Here is a 19,343-nt window from a genome sequence, read left to right on the forward strand (position 1 = left end):
GACGTCGCCCCCGACGGACGGACAATAACCCGATTTCCATTGACGATAATAGTGGTCACTGTTAACTTCAGGAGCAAACGTTAGGTCATACCCCCCCGGGCGCGAGGAGCAACGATGACTGAAGGTCAATATCGCGTGGTGGTGTGGGCGACGGGCGGAATCGGATCAATCGCGATCCGCACCATTCATCAGCGACCGAACATGGACCTCGTCGGGGTCTGGGTGCACTCCGACGAGAAGGCAGGCCGCGACGCCGGGGAGCTCGCGAACGGCGAGCCCATCGGGCTGGCCGCCACCAATGACGCCGACGCGCTCATCGCGCTCAAACCCGACTGCGTCATCTACGCGGCAAGCGGACCCGAGCGCGACGCGCTCGCCGTCCCCGACTACGTCCGGCTGCTCAGCGCGGGCATCAACGTGGTGACGACGAGCACCACGCGGCTGGTCAACCCGCACGCCTACGAGCCCGCCGAGTGGCGAGATCAGTTGGTGGCCGCCGCGAAGGAGGGCCAGGTCTCGCTCTACGCGTCGGGCATCGAGCCGGGGTTCGCCGCCGACTACCTACCCCTGGTGCTGACCACGCAGTCGTCGCAGATCGAGAAGATCCACGCCTACGAGATCGGGCTGTACGACGACTACGGCGTCCCCGACATCATGAGCGATGCACTGGGTTTCGGGCGTCCCCTCGACTATCAACCGTGGATCGGCTTCCCCGGCGCGATCGCGGGCGAGTGGCAGGGCCAGATCCGTTTGGTCGCCGACGCCCTCGGCGTCGAAGTTCAGGAGATCAGGGAGACGTTCGACCGCGCGGTGACCGAGCGGACGCTGGAGGTGGCGATGGGCACCGTCGAGGCGGGCACCTGCGGCGCGCTTCGCATGCAGGCGATCGGTGTCGTCGACGGACGCGAGGCCATCGTCATCGAACACGTCACCAGGTTGGCTCCCGACGTCGCACCGGACTGGCCGACGCTCCCCAACGCCCTCGGCTACCGCGTGGTTGTCACCGGGACACCGGATATCGACTGCACCTTTGACGTCACTCTTCGAGACCGCAAGAAGGCCGGCATCGAGGGCATGACCTCCGGGGCAGGGGCGATGGTCGCGACGGCGATGCGAGTGGTGAACGCGGTGCCGTATGTCGTTGCGGCAGAGCCGGGTCTGCTCAGCTCGGTCGACCTGCCACTGACCATTCCGCGCGGGGCGTTCACCTCTGCGTGACAAGCGAAATCACGCGACAGGGGTCAGCGTGAACGGCAGTCGGACGTTGAGCTGCTTGTTCCACCCGCATGCACCGCTGCGCCCTAACGTGGTGTCAAAGCCCATCATGGGAAATGCATCCGGATAGCCCTTCCAGAAGGTGAAGGTCTGCTCCCCCGGCGTCGCCGTGCCGTCGATACACGGCTCCCAGTTGTCCACCGTGCGACGCACCCTCCAACTGCCGCTCATGTAGACCATGTCCGCGCTCCAGCCCTGGTCACTGGTCACCCGTCCGGTGCAGTCCTGATAGGTGCTGCACGCGGAGGTGATCGTCCACGTCTGGGTCACGCTGCGCTCGTCGTGATAGGAGGAGTTCGTCTTGGCCCAGACACCATCCGAAAATGCCGTGTACGCACCGTTCAAAGCGATGCCGTCGCCGGGATCCGCATCCGCCGGGAACGCACTGACCAAGAGCGCGACCGCGGTACCGAATGCCAAGCGCGCGAGCCTCATACGTCGGCCTTGTAGATCAGGTCCTGCCACGACTTGGCGGGATCGACGAGATCCTCCTGGCGAAAAACCCGACCATCAGGTGCCGCATATTGGCCGGTCTGCGGATCGTAGTGTGCGACCGCGACCGACGGCCCTGACTCGGATCCACCTGTGCCGAACGAACTCGGCGCTGCGGGCACAGCCCCTCCGGTGTCCATCGGCGGGAAGACCTCCGCAGGAGGCGGCGGCGCAGGTGGTGCGCCAGGCGGTGACGCATCGGGCGGGGTGCCCGATGGCATCGCGCCTGGCGGCATCGGTGTGCCCTGCACAGGGGCGTACAGCCTTTCGTTGGCATCGACGCGATCGTCGAGCGGAATGCCTTGCGCTATCAGGTTGGGGTCGAACGGATACGGACCAAGCGAATGCTGCCGGACCGCCAGCGGCATGTAGGGCTTGTCGCTGTAGCACTCCTGGACCGTCGGCGCGCGCTTGCCGGGGACACCCATACACGGTGAGTTGCGCGCACCGCGCACTACGATCGGCGCGTCCTGTGGCAGCTTGCAATACAAGCCGTCGGGAGTGTCGATAGTCGTCAGGTCGGCAGGAGATCGCCACTGCGACGGCGGCAGGAACCCGACAGTGCACGGCGGCCCATCACCGATCTGGATCCTGAAGTCGCCCAATGGGATCCCGGTCGGGTTATTCTCGGGCGCCGAGGAGAGAACATCTCCCACAAACGGCGGCAGCAAAACCAGAACCTGCTCCAGTGACGGGTGGTAGGTCACCGCGACCTGACCGAATGTCGTCAGGTTCGCCAGCAAGACGGGCAGCGTCGGCTTCACCTGATCGAGCAGGCGAGACACTTCGTTGGCAGCGGGCGGTCCCTCCTGCAGCAGCGTGCGCACCTGCGGATCGTTCGCCACCACCTGACCCGTGATCCCGGCAAGGCTTCTCGCCCACAGTCGAAGCGAGTCGGTCGTCTGTGCCTGCGAATCGAGAAGCGGACCAGAGTCTTCGATCAGCGCCGAGGACTGGTCGGACACCCTGTTGAGATCCCCGGAGATCTGCGCCGAGGAGTCGAACAGCGAGCCGAGGTCGTAGCCCGCGCCGTTGAACGCATCGAAGGACTCGTTGATAAGCCCGCTCAACTTGTCCTTGGGAACGCTGTTGATCAGCGTGCTCACCTGATCGAGCATCGGGCCGACCGCCTGCGGAATCTTGGTGTCGGACATGGCGATCACCGAGCCGTCCTGTAGGTACGGCGGCGAATCCGTGCGCGGCATCAGTTCGACGTACTGCTCGCCGACGGCCGAAACGCTGCGCACCTCGGCGACCAGGTCGGCGGGGATCTTCGGCGAAGTGTCGAGCTTGAGGGTTGCGGTCGCCTGCGTTCGCGACACGTCCATCCCCGTCACCTTGCCGACTTCGACGCCGCGGTACGTCACGTTGGAAAACCGGTACAGCCCGCCCGATGTGGGAAGTTCCAGCTTGACCGTGATCCGGCCGATGCCGAGCAAGGTCGGCACTTGCATGTAAGCAATCACCATGACCAGCACGCCGATGATCGATGCGATCGTGAAGACGGTCAGTTGGATGCGGACGAACCTGGTCAGCATCAGCCACCACCCCCGGGCTCCCATGGCGCCGGGTCGGCATTCGGGATGGGGCCAAACGGCGGTGAGGTTCCAACGCCGAGCGGGAACTTGGTGTAGTAAGCGTCGTAGCCCGGGTCTCCTGGCGCCGGGATCAACGATGCCCTGTCCTGGCCGAGGCGGGTGCCGAGCAGAAGTCCCCGCTTGATTCGCGGGTTGGTGAGATCAATGGTGACCCATAGGTTTACGTAGTCGCCGCGAACGCCACGGTCGATCAGGTTCTGGGTGAGCGGGAACGTCGGGATGTACGCAAGGGCGGTGTCGATATCCGGGCCTACGTCAGCGAGCGCCTTGAGTGTCGGTTCGAGATTCTGCAGGTTGTTGACGAGGTCGGCCTGTGTATCGTGAACCAGCCCCGAAACGGTTTCGCTCAACGTGCCGAGCTTCTCCAGCGCGGTGGTGAGCCTCGGCCGTTCCTTGATCAGCACATCCAAGGCGGGCGGGATCTTGTTCAGGGCGCGCGTCAGCACTTCCTGTTGGCCGCCGAGCGTCGAGGCGAACCGGTTCAGTTCGTCAATGGTGGCGATGATGTTGTCGCGCTGCTGATAGAGCGTTTCGGCGAACGTGTCGAGGCGAGCGATCAGATCGCGGACAACTTCGCCGCGTCCGCTCAGCGCGGTGTTGAAGTTACCGACGATGTCGCCGACCTGTCCCAGTCCCCCGCCGTTGACCACGGCGGCAAGCGACGACAATGTCTGTTCGGTCGACGGATAGGTCGATGAACTGTTCAGCCCGATTGTGGCCCCCGGCTTCAGGCGACCGCTCGGCGCTTCGCCGGGCGGAGGGTCGAGCGCCACGTGCATCGACCCCAGCAGGCTCGTCTGGCCGACCGTGGCAACGGAATTGGCTGGAACGACGACGTCCGGCTTCAGCGACAGGTCCAGATCGATGTGCCAGCCGTGCAACCTCATCTTGCCGACGCTGCCGACGACCACATCGTCGATCAGCACCGGCGAATTCGATTCGAGGGTACCGACATTGGTGAGCTCGACGTGGTAGACGGCCGCATCGCCGCCCCGCCCGACGGCGCCGGGCAGCGGCAGCGAGTTCACGCCCTGGAACGCACACCCGGAAACGGTCACCATCACGGCGCACCCGATCGCCGCCAGGCGCCGCGCGCTCCTTGCCCCGATCACGGCGGCGTCCCGTCACCCGGAGGTGGCGCCTGTGCGAGCAGGTCACCCGGCGGTGGTGGCGCCTCTGCGGGCAGCAGCATGTCCTGCAATGTCGGTGATGGGGGTTGAGGCGGAGGCGCCTCGGGCAACGACGCCGCGGGCGGCGGTCCCGGCGGCGGCCCGTAGCCCGGCGGCGGAGGTATGTCGCCTGCACCCGTGTAGGCGGATACCGCGGGTGGGTCGGCGTACGGCGGGGGTGGCTGTCCTTCGTTCTCCGGCCTGAGCCTGTCCTCGGAGTATCTGAGCATGTAGTCCGGCGGGTTCGACGTCAGGAACGGGTTGATCGGGATCGGCAGATTGTTGATGTTCACGGTCCGCAGCGCCGGGCCGAGGTACTGGGCGCAGAGCTTCCCGGTCTCAGGGGACGTGACGTTCTCGAGTGCGCCCATCATCGTGCAGATCGCCCACACCGGGCTCGACAGGTTGTTGAGCACGAAGACACCGCTCGCGGCTCCCGTCCGTGGGTCGAACATGTTGACGGCGTTGGCAATCGAGTGCGGTGCGATGTGCAGGACGTTCTCCAGGTCCATGCGGTGATCGGCCAGGTTCTGGGTGACGTTTCCGAGCAGCCGAATCTGTTCGGCGGTCTTGTCGCGGGTGCCCTCGATGAAGCGCTGCGTGTCGTCGACGACGTCGGACAAGTTGGTCAGGGCGGCGTCGAGGTCTGATCTGCTGTCGTCGACGACGCTCGTCAACGTCGCGAACCTGTTCTGGAACTGCACGATCTGGTCGTTGCTGTCCCGAAGCGCGGTGACGAATGTCTGCAGGTTGGTGATGGTGTCCACGATGTTCCCGCTGCCGTCGGCGAGGATCCGTCCGACGCCCGACAGCTGAGCCAGCGTTTGACGCAGCTTGTCTCCGTTGCCGTCAAGAGCGTTGGCGGCGCTGTCGATGAATCGCCCGACCGAGCCCGTCGACATCCCCTTGTCCGGGCCCAATTCCGTTGCCAGCCGCATCAATTGCTCTTTGACCTCGTCCCATTCGACGGGGATCGCCGTTCGGTCGAGCGGGATCACCGCGCCGTCCGACATTTTCGGGCCTGACTCGTAGGCGGGCGCGAGTTGCACATAGCGGGCCGAGATCAGGTTCTGGGCGACGATCACCGCCTTGGCGTCGGCGGGAACGGAGATGCCGCGGTCGACGCGCAACGTCATCTTGGCCTGGGTGCCGAGCGGCTCGATCGAGTCGATCGAGCCCACCTTGACACCGGCGATGCGGACCTCGTCGCCGGGATAGATGGCGACCGTTTTGGTGAAGTACGCGGTGATCGTGTTGGGCGCGAAGATAGTCTGTCCGACGACCACGGCGACGCCGCCGACGAGTGCCACCGCAAGGACCGCCGCGAGTACCAGTTTCAGGATCCTGTTTCCAGTCATGGCGGTGGTGGTCCCCACTGTTCGCCGGGCTGAGGAATCCCGTTGTACGGGAAGGGAAGCTCGGCGCGCGGACCGGCGTTGTCGGGTGGCTGACCGGCGTTGGTTCCCCGCCGGAAGCCGAATGCATAATCGAAGAACGGCTGGAACAGTTCGCTGATGAAGAGGTTGGGAACGTATGCCTGGTAGTAGGGGCCATTGCCGATCGTTTCGCCGAGCGTGGTCTGGAATTTCGCCAGCCCTGGTATGGCCTTGGCGATGTTGTCGCGGTTCTTCTCCAGCACCGCTGTCACCGCGTTGAGCTTGTCCAGTGTCGGCGCCAGCTTCGCCTCGTTGTCGGCGATGAGGCCCGAGAGCTGCTTCGCCAACGCCGACGTATGAACCAGCAGTTCGACGATCGCCTGGCGGCGTTCGTTGAGCACACCGACCAGATCGTTGCCGTTGAGAATGAGAGCGTTCACCTGTGCACTTCGCTCCGACAGAATCTTGGTGACGTCGGCCCCGTCTTTGAGCAGTGCACCGAGCGTGTCGTCTCGGTCGTTGATGGCCTGGGAGAGCTTCGTGATGCCGTCGAAAGCCGGACCCAGTTGCGGCGCAACCTGGTCCAGCGTTTCCGACAGCGTGTCCAGCGATTGGTTGAGTGAATCGGTGTCGGTGCCCGCGGTGTTGGTCGTCAGCTCGCTGACGGCCTCGGTCAGCGAGTACGGGGAAGCCGTCCGCGACACCGGGATGAGGCCCATGGGGTGCATCGTGTCGTCTCCGGCGGACTCCAAAGTGAGCACGCGTTCGCCGAGAAGCGTTCCGGTTCGCACGTGTGCCGTCGTGTCAGACCCGAGTTCGACCGTGCTGTCGATGGCGAACGTCACAAGGGCGTTGCGTCCCTGCAGCGACACATCCGAGACGCTTCCGACCTTGATTCCGGCGATCGTCACGTCGTTGCCCGCGGTAAGGCCACCCGCATCGGAGAATTGCGCCTGGTAACGGATGGCCGTCGCCATCGACGTCAATGTCTCAGGAGAGAGCCCGATCGCGACGATGAGCACCGCAAGGACGACACCGATGAACCCGGTCCTGATAAGCCTCTTTCCACGATATTTCAGCATCAGGGTTCGGTGCACCTCCCCCCGTCTTGCCTGATCCAGGGAAACTCGGCGGTACGTCCCGCAAGGTCGGTCACCCGCCACGTGAGTTGGCAGATGTAGTAGTTGAAGAAGCTGCCGTAGGAGCCGGTGCGGATCAGCTTGCGGTAGTTCTCCGGCGCCTTCTGCAGTGACGCGTCGAGCCGGTCCTTCTGGCCGTCCATGTTCGTGACCAACCGGTTCAACTGGTCGACGGTGCCCTTGAGCGGAGGCCGGGCATCGGTGAGCAGTTCCGCGACGGATGCGCTGCCGTCGTTCAATGACTCGATGGCCGTGCCGATCGGATCCTTCTCCGCCGCAAGCTCAGTCACCAAGGTCTCCAGTTTGGCGATCGTGCCGGAGAACTTTTCGCCCTCCTTGGTCAACGTGGACAGCAGCGTCCGCAGATTGTCGATCAGCGCCTGGATCGTCTGGTTGTGTTCGGCCAGCGCGGTGGTGAACCCGGATGTGTTGGACAGCAGCGACTGCAGGGTGCCGCCCTGCCCCTGAAAGATCTGGATCAGCGACGCCGACAAAGCGTTAACGTCTTGTGGATTGAGCCCTCGGATAACGGGTTTGAGGCCGCCGAGAAGGAGGTCGAGGTCGAGAGCCGGCTGCGTTCGCTCCGCAGGAATCTGTGAGCCGGGCGGCAGCCGTCGGTCCCCCGGCCCGTCGATGAGCTCGAGATAGCGGTCGCCGACGAGGTTGAGATAGCGCACGGCCACCTTGGTGCCGGTGGTCATCTGCACGGCGGGATCGGCATCGAAGGTGACGAGCGCCGTCTTGTCCTTTTGAAGCTTGACGCCGTCGACCGTCCCGACCCGCATCCCGCCGACACGCACCGACTGCCCGACCTTGAGTCGCGAGGCGTCTGCGAAAACTGCCGAATACTCGTGGGTCGAGCCGGTTTGGTACTGCCCGAAGATGAAGAACAGGGATGCGGTCATGACTGCCATGACGATGCCGAAGACGCCGAATTTGACCGCGGTCGGTCGGAGCGAGCGCCTCATCCGGGCTGGCCGATCTGATACGTGTTGCGGGGCGGCCCGTCGATCTCACCGAACATGATCTTCTTGATCGCGTCGGCGTTCAGCACAATGCCGGGATACGTGCGCCTCCACGGGTTGGTCCCGGTGTCGGCGACGACGTACGGAGGCACTCCCTCGAACGGAAGGTTGGGCAGACCGGTGCACTGCGGACCACCGGTGGCAGCCGCCTTCGGCAGATCCATCGGGTAGCGATAGCGCTCCTGCCCCCACAGAAAGCCCGCCAGCACGACGACGCCGGGCTCCTTCAGCGGCGGGCGACTCGAAGCGTTGGCCATCCCGGACAGGGCACACCACAGCGCCTGGTTGTACTCGTTCAGCAGGTCGGTGGTCGGCACCAGCAGGTGAAGGACGTCGGTCAGCGGTTGCCGGTTGGTGCCGATGACGTCGTTGCCGATGTCGGCGAGGCCGGTGACGCTGACGAGTGCGGCGTCGAGGTTCTGTTCTTGGTCGACGATCGTGTCGCTGATTCGCGCCGCGTTGTCGGCCACACTGACGAAGTCGGGCGCTGCGTCAGCGTAGGCCCGCAGAACCTGTGGGGCGAGCGCCAGATCGCGGCTCAGCGCGGGCAGGCTCGGCTCGATCTTCGCCAGGTACGCGTCCAGGTCGCTGAGCATCTGGCCGATCTTCTCGCCGCGGCCGTTCAGCGCCGACGCGATGGCGCCAAGGGTCTCGTTGAGCTTCGGCGGATCGACCTTCGACAACACCGACGTCAGGTTTTCGAACACCGTGTTGATCTCGACCATCACGTGCTTGGCGGCGAGTACCTGGCCGGGACGCAGCGATTCGGCCGACGGGTCGGGCGGAATGACGAACTGTACGTACTTGGCACCGAACACCGTCGTCGAAGCGATGTCGACGAGGACGTTGGCCGGTATCGCGTTCATCCGCTTGGGGTCCATTGCGAGGTGAATGGCGGCTTCGCCGTTGGGCATCTGCTCTATCGAGTCGACCTTGCCCACCTGTACGCCGCGGATCTGAACCTTCGCGTCGGGGTTCATCACCAGGCCGGCCCGTGGCGACATCACGGTCACCGGCACGCTGTCGGTCAGACCGCCGCGAAAGAGTGTCGCCGCGAGGGCGACCACCGCGACGATGGCGGCGACGGCGGCGACGCCGGTCAGGGCGCGCAGGGCGCGACCGCTCACCCGGCCACCATTCGCACCGTCACCCGAGTCCCGAACGGAAAAGATTCACAGTGCCCCCGCTGATGTGATGCCGCTACTCCCCGCCCGGGCGAGCACGTTACCGCCGGAACAAGTATTTGGTCAACACCGGGTTGCGTCGGGAGTGGCCATGCCCCGCGCCGAGATCGGCGCGTGAGCGGTACCTCCATCGGTCCCCCTGATGTCATCGGCCTCCGCCTGGGGTGACGGCTATTATCTAAAAATAACAATAATTGGTCAATAGGCGAAGGGCGGCGGCCCGCGGTCGCCGATCCGTTCGCTGTATTCACACCGGGTTGCACCCACCCGAGATCGCGCCGCCATCACGCCTCCCTGCGGCAGCAGTTGTAGATGCACGGTAAGGGAACTAGTCAGTGCACACGTCGGATTCGGAGATTAATTCGATGTGGGTCAGCTGTCAGGACGGCCCGTCTCGAATGGGTTTCTCCGCCAGTCGGATTGGCGTTCGTTGCTATTTGTCCCCGGCGTCAAATTTGCGACGAATATCGGTCTTGTGTCGCAACACTGCGACATCGACGCCTTTGATGAGTCGTGCGTCGTGCCATCATGCAAGGGGCCGGCTTGCCTCGCGCAGGTGATGTGTGCGGGTTTGCCTGCGGCTGACGCAGCCGCCTCGGAGATCTTCTAGCCGGTCTTGACGGGCAGCCTCGCCCAGCCCCGCACGCTCGACGTCCTGGCCCTGCTCGCGTTGCCGTAGTCGACATCCCAATCAGGCCATCGCTTGAGAACCTCTTCGAACGCGACCCGCCCCTCGAGCCGGGCCAGCGCCGAGCCGAGGCAGAAGTGCAGCCCCTGGCCGAAGCTCAAGTGACCACCGCTGCGGTGGATGTCGTAACGGTCGGGGTCGGTGAATTTCGTCTCGTCGCGATTGGCTGACCCGTTGAGCAGCAACATGTACGACCCTTCGGTCACAGCGCGCCCGTACAGGTCGACGTCGGCGGCGACGTAACGCGCCTGCACCGGCGACGGCGGCTCATAGCGAAGCGTCTCTTCGACAGCTGACGGGATCAACGACGGATCCTCGACGAGTTCGCGCCGTTGATCGGGATGTTCACCGAGCAGTTGCCCCATGAATCCGATCAGCCGAGCGGTGGTTTCGTTTCCGGCGCCGGCGATCATCGCGGTGTAGGCGAGTATCTCGGTGCGTTCGAGGCGACGACGTGTCCCGTCCGGTTCGTCTATCTCCGCGTTCAACAGTTCGGTCATCAAATCGTCGGAGGGATGCGTTGACCTCCACTCGATGTAGTCGGCGAACATGGCGATCGATTCAGCGATGACCGTCTGACTGAGATCACCCTGCTCCGCGCCGACCGTGATGCTCTTGTCGTTGCGATCGCGGATCTGCTGCTGGCCCTCCTCCGGGATGCCCAGTAGATAGCCGATGGTCCGCATCGGCATGAACGCGCCGAGATCGGCGACGAAGTCGAAGCCGTCGGCATCGAGAAGGGGATCCAGTGCGCTGACGCAGAATTCGCGCACCAGTTCTTCTACCGCCAGCATCCGGCGCGGGGTGAACACCCGAGACAGCAACCGCCGGTGCAGATCGTGCAGCGGCGGATCTTCCCACAGCAGGATCCCCGGCGGCACTTCGATTCCGCTGAAGAGAATGTCTGCCGTGGTTCCGCGTCCCGATCGATATGTCTGCCAGTCCGGCAGGGCGCGGGCCACGTCGTCGTAGCGACTCAGCGCATAGAAGTTGTACTTCTCGTTGAAATACAAGGGCGCTTCGGCGCGCATCCGTTTCCACACCGGATACGGATCGTCGTCGATCGCGAAGTCGAACGGGTCGTAATACAGCCCGACGGTCGGACTACTGGCCACAAAACCTCCTTGGCGAAGCTATCTGGGTTGGTTCGGAACACCGGGGAACAACTGCTCCCCCGTTCCCGAAGTCACGTAGCCCATCCGCATGGTGACGAGATGAGGCGCGAAAACCGCCCCATACAAAACGTTTCCGATGACGATGACAGCGACGATGGACACGATCGCCGACTGAGCTCGGGTCGCCGATACCTTGTCCGACCACATTTCGATGACATTGCGTCCTTGCGAATCCGTGCGACCAAGGAGGTAGGTGAAGACCATCATCTGAATGCCCATCGCGATGGCGTCATAAATGGGGTACTGGTGCAGGGTCCCCTCGAACAGGCCCAAACCCGGGATGACATAGGCGTAGTAGAAGACGCCGAGTCGCGCTCCCAACCCCGCGTTGAAGAGCAACGCCCAACAGAAGCCGACGGCGAGACCCACGGTCAGGAAGGTGATCGGCTGGCGCCATCCGAACCGGGCGATCAGCCGTCGCCCGATCGCGGCGCCGATCACGGCGGGCAGGCAGAAGTAACCGATGTATCCCACGGGCACCGACGACGGCAGCCCGCCCCACGTCATGTTCAGCGGCCACCACGACGGCATGCGCGGAAGTGCGGGCGGGAACTGCGCATACATCGCCCAGTCGTAGGGCGCCTCGATCCAAGAGAACGAGATCGCCGAGATGCAGAGCAGCAGCAGCGGGTGCAGTCGGCGATTGCGAATGCTCAGATAGACGCCGGCTACCAAGAACAGAATGCCGCTGACCCAGCCGAAGATCACGGACGCCATCAGCAGCGGCGTCAGTTCGGTGCTCACCGATCGCGCTCTTCACCCGCGCGACCGCGCGCCTCGGGGTCGAAATAGATGACCGCGCCGAAGATGACCGCGATCAGCGCGAACAGCGTGCCGAGCATGATGAGTTGGCCCACAACCAGCCCCTTCCGCGGCGTTCGTCGGATCGTTAATAGTGGACACTATTAAAGGGGGTTGGTCAAGGCCGTCTATCGTGGAGCGCTGTGAAGACGTCGGCTCAGGCTGGCCGCCGGCCCGCAGGCGAGCCGCGCAGACTTCTGCTGGATGCCGCCCGCGAGCTGTTCGCGCGCAAGGACTATCGCAGCACCACAACGCGTGAGATCGCCGAGAGCGCAGGCGTCACCGAATACCTCCTCTTTCGCCATTTCGGCTCCAAGGCAGGCCTGTTCCGAGAGGCGCTGGTTCTCCCGTTCACGAGCATCGTCGACGAGTTCGCCAGGACCTGGCAGACGATCGACCCCGACAGCACCGACGAAGACGAACTGGCGCGCCACTTCGTCGAACAGGTCTACGACGTCGTCGTCGAGCATCGCGGTCTGCTGCTCACCCTGGTCGCGGCAGAGGGCTTCAGCGATGAGGAGATCGCCGACGCGGGCATCGCCGACATCAGGCGCGCGCTCAAGGTGCTGGGTCAGATCAGCGTCGAAGGCATGAAATTGCGTGGCCTGCAATCGAACCAACCAGACCTGCCCGCCCATTCGACGATGGCGATGATCGTCGGCATGGTCGCGCTGCGGTCAAGCTTCTTCGGGACCAAGCCGCCCTCACGAGACGCGATTGTTGACGAACTCGTCCAGGCGACACTGCACGGCTTCCTACACCGCGGCGACTGAGGCCCGACCCGACTCATCACCATGCAGTCACAGGTTCGCAGTCACAGATTCCGAGGACAGAACCCTTGGGATGACCTGTGACCCGAACAGTTCGATGGACCGCATCACCTTGTCGTGTGGAATGCCGCCGATCGCATGACTGGTGATCACCTGGTCGACATCCAGCGCGGCAAAGGAATTGATCGTGTCGAGGCACTCATCGGGATCACCCACGCTGATGACGCCCAAGTCGATCAAGGCATCGATCGGATTGCCGTACTTCTCCACGAGGCGCTCGATGTCTGCGGCGTCTTCCGGGAGCATCTTGGCGTAGATCTCGTATCCCGGCTTTCCAGATACCGTGGAGAACAGCTTGAACACGTTTTCGCTGTACCACTCGACGGCGGGCCCACCCACGGCACGCGCCTCCTCACGTGAATCGGCGCAATGCGTCAACACATACGCGGCAATCTGGTTGTTGATCTCCTCCGGCGGCTTGGGACATTGTCTGATCGCGTCGCGATACACCTCGATGAGCGGTGCCAGCTTTTCGGCGTGCCCGATGATGAACGCCAACACACCCAAGCCGTTGCGGCCGGCAATCTCGAAACTTTCCGGGCTGCTGGCGGCCATCCACATGGGCGGCCCCGGCCGCTGTACGGGCTTGGGCCAGACCTCTCGCGACGGCAGGTTGATGTATGTGCCTTCGACACCCGGATAGGGTTCGTCCCGCCACATCTTCGGTATCTCGTTGAGTGCCTCGAGCCACATCCCTCGTGCGTCCGCGGGTTCGATCCCGAACGCCTCCAGCTCGCTTGCCGTCGCGGCACGCCCAGTGCCGAACTCCACTCGCCCGTTGGACATTATGTCGAGCGCAGCGATCCGCTCGGCAACATGAAAAGGCGGGTTGAACTTCGGCGGCAACAGCACAACTCCGTGACCGATCCGGATGCGTTCGGTGTGCTGAGCGACGGCCGAGAGCCAGACTTCGGGTGACGAACCGTGCGAGTACTCGGTCAGGAAATGATGCTCGACGTGCCAGAGATAGTCGAAACCCACCTTCTCGGCCAGCTTTGCCTGCTCGATGGCGTCCCAATAGTGCCTAAACTCAGCATTTTCCGCCCACGGTCGCGGCCCGAGCTGCATCTCCCACAACATTCCGTACTTCATTCTTGGTTGGCTCCTGTCTCGACGGTGAACTGCACTGAGAGAACAGCACCACGCCGGGACGGGGATGGCATGCGTAGTCGCTACGCCGCGTCTGTGCCGCGCCGTCGACCCGGCTGATCAGGTCCGCAATCGATGGGCGCAGCGTAGTGACTACGCTTCTGCCCCCATCCCCTGTGATGTTGAGTATGTGCGGTGAGCGTTGAGCAACACATGCGTAATCCGACTGTCCGGCTGGATCTTGCGCCGTGCATGTGACCGATCACCTGGCTACCGCAGCACGCTGCTGGCCTCACCGCCGCGGCTTTGGGGGTGATGGCGGAGACATCACCTTTTCCGCGGCAGACGCGGCGGCTAACAGGCTGGCGCGGGCGCTGATCGCCGACGGCTTCACCGTGGGCGCACAGTTCGCCGTGATCAGCCCGAACGATTCGCGAGCGCTGGTGGCGCTGCTTGGCGCCATGCGGGCCGGAGGCGCCTGGTGCAACGTCACCCTGAGCGCTCCCTTCGAAGTCACCGCTTCGCTGCTGAGGCGCGGCGGATGCCGGGTGCTGTTGTTTCATTCCTCGGTCGCCGACAAGGCGACGGCTTACGCCGAAGCGATCCCGAGTATCACGCGGCTGCTGTGCATCGATTCACCTGATACCGACTACCCGTCGCTGACGCAGTGGTCACAGGAGCACTCCGAAGCACACCTGGATCTGGTCATTCCCGGTGACGCCCTTGGCTGCCAGGGAGTCACCGGAGGTACCACCGGACAACCGAAGATCACGCAGGCGACGCACACATTCTTGCTGATGTCGACATTGGCTTGGGCGACCTGCTGGCACTTCGACGAGCCGCCAGTGAACCTCGCCGTCGCACCGATCACCCACGCCGGCGGCATGATCGCCCTCGCGCAGCTGCAATTCGGCGGCACCACCGTCTGCCTGGCAACACCGAAGGTGGACGACGTCATCAAGCGCATCGAGCAAGACCGGGTGACGACGGTGTTCCTGCCGCCGACACTGATATACCGTCTGCTGTCTCACCCGGACCTCCAGCGCCACGATCTGTCGTCCCTGAGATACGTGATCTCCGCGGGTGCTCCGATCGCACCGGACCGGATCAGCCAGGCAGTCGACGCCCTCGGCCCCGTCGTAGCACAGGCATACGGGCAGACCGAGGCCGGCTTCCCGCTGACCTGGATGTCGCCGACGGAAGTCGCGAGGGCCGTGCAGTCTGGAGACGACGAACGGCTACTGTCCTGCGGCAGGCCGACTTTCATCTGCACCACGATCGAGACGATGAATCCCGACGGCGCGGTCCTCCCCCCGGGGGTAACGGGCGAGATCGTGCTGCGCGGACCGACGACGATGGTGCGCTACCTCGACGATCCCGGCGCCACCGAAGAGGTGCAACGCCATGGTTGGCACCACACCGGAGACATCGGCCGACGCGACGAGGACGGGTATGTCTTCATCACCGACCGGCTCAGGGACGTCGTGATCTCCGGCGGCTTCAACGTTTTTCCCTTCGAGGTCGAACAGGCGATCCTGAGCCACCCCGACGTTGCCGATTGTGCGGTCATCGGTATTCCGAGCGACGAATGGGGAGAGTCCGTGCACGCCTGCGTGGAACTCCGGCCCGAAGCAACACTCACCGAAATCACGCTGATTCAGCGCTGCAAGCAATTGGTGGGTCCGGTCAAGGCACCCAAGAGCATTGAGTTCGTCGCCGGCCTTCCCCGCAGCCCGGTGGGCAAGGTCCTCAAACGCGAGTTACGAGCCCGCTATTGGGAGCACCGCGAGCGGACCATCGTGTGAACCGGGCGTCCACGCCGATCACCGGCTTCACAGACCGAGCGACTTGCCGATGATCGACTTCATGACTTCACTTGTACCGCCGTAGATTCGGGTCACCCGCGCATCGGCGAACAGCCGCGCGATCGGGTAGTCGAGTATGTATCCGTACCCACCGAAGAGTTGCAGACAGCGGTCGACCGCGCGGGTCTGCACCTCGGAACAGAAGAGCTTGACCTTCGCGGCGTCGACCGGATCCAGTTCCCGGTGTTCGTGCGCGAGCGCCGCGGCATCGAACATTGCCTGTCCCGCAGCGATTTCGGTCGCGACCGCCGCGAGTTCGAACTTGGTGTTCTGGAAGGTGCTGAGCTCCTTTCCGAAGACGCGGCGGTGCCCGACATAGTCGAGCGTCGCATCAAGAGCCGCCTGCGCCGACGAGACCGCGTTGAGTGCGACGCCAAGTCGTTCACCGGCCAGGTTGTGCGTGAGGTAGGTGAAGGCCTCCCCCTCACACCCCAGCAGGTTCGCCTTGGGCACCCTCACTTGGTCGAACGCCAACTCGGCGGTGTCCTGCACGGGCAGGCCGATCTTGTTCAGGTTCGCCCCCTTGGTGAAACCGGGCATCCCGGCCTCGACGACAAGCAGTGAGAGCCCCTTCCTGCGATCCTCGGTGTTCGAGGTCCGAGCCACGACGATCACAGCGTCGGCCAGGATGCCGCCGGTGATGAACGTCTTCGCGCCGGTGACGACGTAGTCGTCGCCGTCACGCACCGCCACCGTCTTGATGCCGCCGAGATCGGAGCCGGTATCCGGTTCGGTCATGGCGATCGCGGTCAACATCGCACCGGCGGCGCACCTGGGTAGCCATCGGCTGCGCTGCTCGGCGTTGCTATAGGTGAGGAAGTACGGCATCACCACGTCGAGATGGCAGCGCAGCGGTCCGAGGTGGACCATCGCCCGCGCGACCTCCTCGTGCAGGACGACGCTGTAGAGGTATCCCGCCTCACCCGACCCGCCGTATTCGACCGGGATGTTCATACCGAGGACACCGAGGTCCGCCAGGCGCACGAAGAAGTCCCTGGGCACCAGCTTGCCCTGCAGCCAGTCGGGAAATACCGGGACGACTTCACGCTGGAGGAATGCGCGAATCATCGCGCGGAAGGCGTCGTGTTCACGGCTGAAGAGTGTGCGCTTCACACCTATGCGGCGCCCTTCTCGAGGATATGAACACCGCACGTCGAACCAAGGCCGATGACGTGCGCCAGGCCCACCGTCGCACCCTGGACCTGACGGTCGCCCGCTTCGCCGCGCAGGTGTGTAGCGATTTCGTAGAGGCCGGCCACGCCAGTGGCACCGATCGGATGGCCCTTGGACAGCAGGCCGCCCGACACGTTGACAGGGATCTGACCGGACCTCTCGGGGCCGCCCGAGCTGACGAATTCGCCTGCCGCGCCTGGCCCGCACAACGCCAGATTGTCGTAGTGCAGTAGTTCAGCTGTCGCGAAACAGTCGTGAAGCTCCACCAGGCTCAACTCGTCGGGTCCGATACCTGCCGCCTCATACGCCTGCGAAGCGGCATTGCGGGTGAGGGTGTTGATATCGGGTTGCACCTGGCCGGTGTCGGTCCAGGGATCTGTCGTCAGCACGGATGCCGAGACCTTCACCGCCCGGCGCCGTACATCGGGATCCAGTGTCGCCAACCGGCGATCGGAGACCACCAGCACCGCGGCGGCGCCGTCACCGGTCGGGCAGCACATCGGCAGCGTGTTCGGGTAGGCGATCACCTCGGCGGCCAGCACCTCCTCGAGGGAGAACTCCTTTCGGTACTGCGCGTAGGGGTTGTGTACGGAGTTGCGGTGATTCTTCACGGCCACCATCGCGAACTGCTCCCGGGTCACACCGTGGCGCAGCGCGTAATCCATCCCGGCCTGTGCGAAGACGCCGGGCATCAGCCCGGTGCCCAGCAGTCCTTCGCTGGGCAGCACACCGCCATATCTGCCCCTTGGCGCGAACGACTTCCGGTCGCCGTTCTTCGGTTTGCCGCCAAGCAGACCCATTTTGCCCATTTGCTCCGCACCGACGGCAAGTGCGACGTCGCATTCACCTGCCTTGATGGCCATGATGACCAGCCGTACGGCCGACGCGCCTGTGGCGCACGCGTTGAAGACGTTGTACGCCGGTATGCCGGTTTGGCCAATCTGCTTCTGTAACCGTTGGGCGACGCCGGTATTCGACTCGTAGGCGTTGCCGCACGCCAGCATCTGCACCTGTGAGATGTCGAGCGAAGCGTCGCCGAGCGCGTTGCGCGTTGCTTCGCTAGCCAGGTCGATCACATCCTTGTCCGGATAGCGGCCGATCTTGGTCATGGCCGCACCGACGATCCACACGTCACCAGAACTCATTGCCCAACTCCTTTCTGCCGGTATCCGAATGCCACGGCCTCGACACCGTCGTCGTCGGTGTCGACCACCCACGTCGTGAGTTCGACCCTGCGAACCTCCTCGATCGCGACGGGGTTGGGCTCCACATCCACGAGGTTCGCCTTGACCGTGCCGCCGCCGTCGAGGTCGACCACGACCGATACATACGGGGTCGGCACCTTGGGCGATGCGCGGTGGACGATGGTGTAGGCGCGCAGCTCTCCGGAGTTCGCGAGGTCGCGCCATCCAAACGTGGCCGATCCACACGAAGCGCATGCGTTACGCCGATCGAAGTACAAAGCCCGGCATTTTTCGCAGCAGTGTGCGCGTAGGTGCGCCGGTTCGTCGAGCACCAGGTAGTCGACGATGGGGATCTGTCCGCCCATGCTTTCCTTGCTTCTCCCTTCAAAAGTGGGTACCCGCGCGCACTCGCGTCACGCGAGTGCGCAGGTACCACCCGTGATTACCTCTGTGTCGTTCACCCGGGTGCGAAATGCCGTCTGGCCGCCGTCGATCCGCCAGACGTCGACGGTGAGCGGATCGCCGGGGAAGACGGGCTTGGCGAACGAGCCGGAAATCGAGGCGATACGAGAGGCGTCCCCGTCGGCGGCGACGTCGACGAGCACGCGCGTCGACATGCCAAATGTGCACAGACCGTGCAGGATCGGCCGATCGAAGCCGGCGGCTCGGGCGAACGACGGATCGGAGTGAAGTGGGTTGCGGTCGCCGGAGAGGCGATAGATCAGCGCCTGGTTTGTGAATGTGTCGATGGTGATCGACTTGTCCGGTTCACCCGCTGGAGGTGTCGGCCGCAGCGACGGTCCCTTGTCGCCACCCCATCCGCCTGCGCCGACGATGTAGATCGCCATGGTCGAGGTCCAGAGCTTCTCGTCGGTCGCCGCGTCGCGGCCGACTGTCTCGGTGACGACGATCGCGGCTTTGCCCTTGTCGTATATGCCGGTCACCTCGGCGATGTTGTTGGCGGATCCGGCCGGCTTCAGCGGCTGGTGCAGCGACACCCGTTGTGATGCATGAACGATTTTGGTCCAGTCGAGCTTGCCGATCATCGTGAGGATCGGCGTTCGGGCCAGCACCACCGGCATCGAAGGCACCGCCTGCAAAGTGATGTCGCGGGAGTTGTCCGTCGTGAATTGTAGGTCGTCGACACCACACCCCAAGCCCAGTGCGTAGAGCATCGAATCCTTTGTCGTCCAGGTGACTTGGACAGCGTCGGTGGCAATGCCGACGGCATCGTGGTTGAGCGTCATGATGACCTCTCGGTTGACGGATTGACAGAATGC

General features: G+C 64.1%; 17 protein-coding genes. 3 read left to right on the forward strand and 14 right to left on the reverse strand.

Features of this window, described 5'->3' with window-relative positions:
• Positions 1 to 114 precede the first annotated feature (114 nt).
• Positions 115 to 1,218 carry an NAD(P)H-dependent amine dehydrogenase family protein gene (locus D6M19_RS00745; RefSeq protein ID WP_123023256.1) on the forward strand — a complete coding sequence of 368 codons (1,104 nt, stop codon included), beginning with the start codon at positions 115 to 117 and terminating at the stop codon, positions 1,216 to 1,218.
• Positions 1,219 to 1,227: 9 nt separating this feature from the next.
• Here the strand turns inward: D6M19_RS00745 and D6M19_RS00750 are convergent, their stop codons facing one another.
• The 9 genes from D6M19_RS00750 to D6M19_RS00795 form a co-directional block, all read right to left on the reverse strand.
• Positions 1,228 to 1,710, reverse strand: a complete 483-nt coding sequence (locus D6M19_RS00750) for an Rv2253/PknI dimerization domain-containing protein (protein ID WP_234834637.1) — start codon at positions 1,708 to 1,710, stop codon at positions 1,228 to 1,230.
• Positions 1,707 to 3,305, reverse strand: a complete 1,599-nt coding sequence (locus D6M19_RS00755; RefSeq protein WP_123023610.1) for an MCE family protein — start codon at positions 3,303 to 3,305, stop codon at positions 1,707 to 1,709. The genes D6M19_RS00750 and D6M19_RS00755 overlap by 4 nt, the downstream gene beginning before the upstream one ends.
• The gene (locus D6M19_RS00760; RefSeq protein WP_123023611.1) at positions 3,305 to 4,426 is read right to left on the reverse strand and encodes an MCE family protein; all 1,122 of its coding nucleotides are present in this window, start codon (positions 4,424 to 4,426) and stop codon (positions 3,305 to 3,307) included. Before D6M19_RS00760 ends, D6M19_RS00755 begins: the two co-directional genes overlap by 1 nt.
• 47 nt (positions 4,427 to 4,473) lie before the next feature.
• Positions 4,474 to 5,892, reverse strand: coding sequence for an MCE family protein (locus D6M19_RS00765; RefSeq protein ID WP_123023612.1), 1,419 nt, complete (start codon positions 5,890 to 5,892; stop codon positions 4,474 to 4,476).
• On the reverse strand, positions 5,889 to 6,992 hold the full coding sequence (locus tag D6M19_RS00770; protein WP_123023613.1) for an MCE family protein: 1,104 nt from the start codon (positions 6,990 to 6,992) through the stop codon (positions 5,889 to 5,891). Before D6M19_RS00770 ends, D6M19_RS00765 begins: the two co-directional genes overlap by 4 nt.
• Positions 6,992 to 8,017: an MCE family protein gene (locus tag D6M19_RS00775; protein ID WP_123023257.1), complete on the reverse strand. Its 1,026-nt coding sequence runs from the start codon at positions 8,015 to 8,017 to the stop codon at positions 6,992 to 6,994. The genes D6M19_RS00770 and D6M19_RS00775 overlap by 1 nt, the downstream gene beginning before the upstream one ends.
• Complete coding sequence (locus tag D6M19_RS00780) at positions 8,014 to 9,201, reverse strand: MCE family protein (RefSeq protein WP_234834638.1); 1,188 nt, start codon at positions 9,199 to 9,201, stop codon at positions 8,014 to 8,016. The genes D6M19_RS00775 and D6M19_RS00780 overlap by 4 nt, the downstream gene beginning before the upstream one ends.
• A gap of 663 nt (positions 9,202 to 9,864) precedes the next feature.
• Positions 9,865 to 11,061: a cytochrome P450 gene (locus tag D6M19_RS00790; protein ID WP_123023259.1), complete on the reverse strand. Its 1,197-nt coding sequence runs from the start codon at positions 11,059 to 11,061 to the stop codon at positions 9,865 to 9,867.
• 18 nt (positions 11,062 to 11,079) lie between these two features.
• On the reverse strand, positions 11,080 to 11,865 hold the full coding sequence (locus D6M19_RS00795) for a spirocyclase AveC family protein (RefSeq protein WP_123023260.1): 786 nt from the start codon (positions 11,863 to 11,865) through the stop codon (positions 11,080 to 11,082).
• A gap of 200 nt (positions 11,866 to 12,065) precedes the next feature.
• On the opposite strand from D6M19_RS00795, the gene D6M19_RS00800 reads away from it, so the two are divergent.
• Complete coding sequence (locus tag D6M19_RS00800) at positions 12,066 to 12,695, forward strand: TetR/AcrR family transcriptional regulator (RefSeq protein ID WP_123023261.1); 630 nt, start codon at positions 12,066 to 12,068, stop codon at positions 12,693 to 12,695.
• Positions 12,696 to 12,722: 27 nt separating this feature from the next.
• On the opposite strand, the gene D6M19_RS00805 is transcribed toward D6M19_RS00800, so the two are convergent.
• Positions 12,723 to 13,844 carry an LLM class flavin-dependent oxidoreductase gene (locus D6M19_RS00805; RefSeq protein WP_123023262.1) on the reverse strand — a complete coding sequence of 374 codons (1,122 nt, stop codon included), beginning with the start codon at positions 13,842 to 13,844 and terminating at the stop codon, positions 12,723 to 12,725.
• Positions 13,845 to 14,095: 251 nt separating this feature from the next.
• Here D6M19_RS00805 and D6M19_RS00810 point away from each other — a divergent pair, with 251 nt between their 5' ends.
• Positions 14,096 to 15,646, forward strand: a complete 1,551-nt coding sequence (locus tag D6M19_RS00810; protein WP_164478273.1) for a class I adenylate-forming enzyme family protein — start codon at positions 14,096 to 14,098, stop codon at positions 15,644 to 15,646.
• Positions 15,647 to 15,673: 27 nt separating this feature from the next.
• On the opposite strand, the gene D6M19_RS00815 is transcribed toward D6M19_RS00810, so the two are convergent.
• The 4 genes from D6M19_RS00815 to D6M19_RS00830 are packed head-to-tail and all read right to left on the reverse strand — an operon-like array spanning position 15,674 to position 19,310.
• Positions 15,674 to 16,819, reverse strand: coding sequence for an acyl-CoA dehydrogenase family protein (locus D6M19_RS00815; protein WP_123023264.1), 1,146 nt, complete (start codon positions 16,817 to 16,819; stop codon positions 15,674 to 15,676).
• 2 nt (positions 16,820 to 16,821) lie between these two features.
• Complete coding sequence (locus D6M19_RS00820) at positions 16,822 to 18,024, reverse strand: thiolase family protein (RefSeq protein ID WP_123023265.1); 1,203 nt, start codon at positions 18,022 to 18,024, stop codon at positions 16,822 to 16,824.
• Positions 18,021 to 18,428, reverse strand: coding sequence for a Zn-ribbon domain-containing OB-fold protein (locus D6M19_RS00825; protein WP_123023266.1), 408 nt, complete (start codon positions 18,426 to 18,428; stop codon positions 18,021 to 18,023). Before D6M19_RS00825 ends, D6M19_RS00820 begins: the two co-directional genes overlap by 4 nt.
• A 48-nt stretch (positions 18,429 to 18,476) precedes the next feature.
• Complete coding sequence (locus tag D6M19_RS00830) at positions 18,477 to 19,310, reverse strand: MaoC family dehydratase (RefSeq protein ID WP_123023267.1); 834 nt, start codon at positions 19,308 to 19,310, stop codon at positions 18,477 to 18,479.
• Between the last annotated feature and the right edge of the window lie 33 nt (positions 19,311 to 19,343).

The organism is Mycolicibacterium stellerae, assembly GCF_003719305.1.
GTDB lineage: Bacteria > Actinomycetota > Actinomycetes > Mycobacteriales > Mycobacteriaceae > Mycobacterium > Mycobacterium stellerae.